The sequence below is a fragment of the Sphingomonas sp. genome (assembly GCF_051962185.1).
GTDB lineage: Bacteria > Pseudomonadota > Alphaproteobacteria > Sphingomonadales > Sphingomonadaceae > Sphingomonas.
The window spans coordinates 1-2,227 of the sequence record NZ_JBQCCN010000152.1; the positions used below are offsets into that span (position 1 = coordinate 1).

At 65.9% G+C, this 2,227-nt stretch carries 4 protein-coding genes; 1 reads left to right on the top strand and 3 read right to left on the bottom strand.

What is annotated here, in order from left to right; genetic code table 11:
• Positions 1 to 21: 21 nt before the first annotated feature.
• The 3 genes from rpsR to ACTHJR_RS09505 all read right to left on the bottom strand — a co-directional run bounded on the left by rpsR (position 22) and on the right by ACTHJR_RS09505 (position 1,200).
• Complete coding sequence (rpsR, locus tag ACTHJR_RS09495) at positions 22 to 246, bottom strand: 30S ribosomal protein S18 (RefSeq protein ID WP_066583513.1); 225 nt, start codon at positions 244 to 246, stop codon at positions 22 to 24.
• Positions 247 to 259: 13 nt separating this feature from the next.
• A complete protein-coding gene (gene rpsF / locus ACTHJR_RS09500; protein ID WP_440522908.1) occupies positions 260 to 658 on the bottom strand; it encodes a 30S ribosomal protein S6 in 399 nt (132 codons plus the stop codon).
• A 170-nt stretch (positions 659 to 828) separates the two neighbouring features.
• Complete coding sequence (locus ACTHJR_RS09505) at positions 829 to 1,200, bottom strand: RcnB family protein (RefSeq protein WP_440522909.1); 372 nt, start codon at positions 1,198 to 1,200, stop codon at positions 829 to 831.
• Between the two features lie 286 nt (positions 1,201 to 1,486).
• On the opposite strand from ACTHJR_RS09505, the gene ACTHJR_RS09510 reads away from it, so the two are divergent.
• A partial coding sequence (locus tag ACTHJR_RS09510; protein ID WP_440522910.1) for an ACP S-malonyltransferase occupies positions 1,487 to 2,227 on the top strand: 741 nt, incomplete at its 3' end.

The window sequence follows — 2,227 nt, forward strand, 5'->3', positions numbered from 1 at the left end:
AACGTCCATCGCGGGCGCTCCTTACTTAACGAGGTAGGGCAGCAGGCCCAGGTGACGGGCGCGCTTGATGGCCTGGGCCAGCTCGCGCTGCTTCTTCGCGCTCACCGAGGTGATGCGCGAGGGGACGATCTTGCCACGCTCCGAAACGAAGCCCTGCAGCAGGCGGACGTCCTTGTAATCGATCCGGGGGGCGTCCTTCGCGGAGAACGGGCAGCTCTTGCGGCGGCGGAAAAAGGGTCGTGCCATGGTCCGTTACTCCTTATTCGCCGTCGAAGCCGCCGCGGGGACCGCGGTCGCCACGGTCGCCACGCTCACTGCGACGCTCGCGGTCGCGCTCGTTCTTGCGCATCATCGCCGACGGGCCGTTCTCGTGCGCGTCGACCTTGACGGTCATGTAGCGGATCACGTCCTCGTTGATCTGGGTCTGGCGCTCCAGCTCGGCGACGACCGAACCCGGCGCGTCGATCTCGAGCATCACGTAATGCGCCTTGCGGTTCTTCGCGATACGATAGGCCAGGCTGCGCAGGCCCCAGGTCTCGGTCTTGACGACCTTGCCCTGATTGTCCTCGATAATCTTGGTGGCGGCTTCCGCCAGCGCGTCCACTTGCGCCTGTGCCAGATCCTGGCGCGCAAGGAACACATGCTCGTAAAGAGCCATGCTTCTTACCTTCGTTGGCCGATCGCTGACGCCGCACCATGCGGACGCCCCTCCGGCTATCGTCTCAAAACAACCGGGGCGGAAAGAACGCGTCTTTCCACCCCGATGGCGGCCCCATACAGGTTTCCGGGCGGAAAGCAAGGCTCCGCCCGGAATGGCTGGGTTCGAATTTAGTTGAACGCGCCGGCGATGACCGCGCCGATCAGGCCGCCGGTGATCGCGACGAGCACCGCGTCGTTGCCCGAGCGCACCCAGTGATAGCCGCGCGGCGGGGCGTAGAGGCGGCGACCGCGATAATGCTGCCAATCGTTCACCACGCGATAATTCTGGGCATAGCGATGATCGAAGCGCTGGCCCTTGTTCCACTTGCGCCATTGCGGACGCGCGGGGGTGACGACGCGCTTGGTGACGACGGTGCGGCCGTGGGGGCCGGTCTTCACCTTGGTCACGGTACGCTGTTGCGGCGCGGCCGAAGCGGGGGCGATGGCAAACGGGCTCGCCAGCATGGACATTGCGGCGGCAGCGAGGATCAGCTTTTTCATTGTTACCTCCATTCGATCGACGTCGCGAACGGCGTCGAGGAGCAATCTGGGAATTGCCTGTCGTGAAGATTTCGCGGGCAGCGGGCGAAAGTGTGTCAAATTGTCGCGAGCTGTCAGCGGCGATGAATAAGGGTTCAGAAAAGCACGATATTCGGAGAGTTTGCGGCGACAGGGCGGTGGCCGGATCGGAACCAACGGGAGGCTCGGGCGTGCGGCCGTCGAGGCTGCCGACCTTGCGCAACAGGCCCCGCATTTCTAGTGCCGCAGCCTTCAACGGGAGACGATCATGCGCGCTTTCATATTTCCGGGGCAGGGCAGCCAGGCGGTCGGCATGGGCAAGGCGCTCGCCGATGCCAGCGCCGCCGCGCGCGAGGTATTTCAGGAAGTCGACGAGGCGCTCGGCCAGCATTTGTCGGCATTGATGTTCGAAGGGCCCGCCGACGAGCTGACGCTGACTGCCAATGCCCAGCCGGCGATCATGGCCAATGCGATCGCGACGCTGCGCGTGCTGGAGAAGGAGGGCGGGGTGAGGCTCGCCGACAAGGCCGATTACGTCGCCGGGCACAGCCTGGGCGAATATACCGCCTTGTGCGCGGCGGGCGCGCTCGACCTCGCGACCACCGCGTTGCTGCTGCGCCATCGCGGCGAGGCGATGCAGGCCGCGGTGCCGGTAAGTGTCGGCGCGATGGCCGCGCTGCTCGGCGCCGATCTCTCGATCGCGCAGAAGATCGCCGAGGCCGCGGCGCAGGGCGAGGTCTGCACCGTCGCCAACGACAACGACCCGTCGCAGGTCGTGATCTCGGGCGCCAAGGCGGCGATCGATCGGGCGATCGAGATGGCCAAGGATTATGGCGCCAAGCGCGCGATTTCCTTGCCGGTATCTGCGCCGTTCCACTGTCCGCTGATGCAGCCCGCCGCCGACGCGATGGACAAGGCGCTGGCCGAGGCGCGGATCGACACGCCGCTGGTCCCGGTCTTCGCCAACGTGACGGCGCAGCCGGTCAGTGACGTCGACACGATCCGCAAG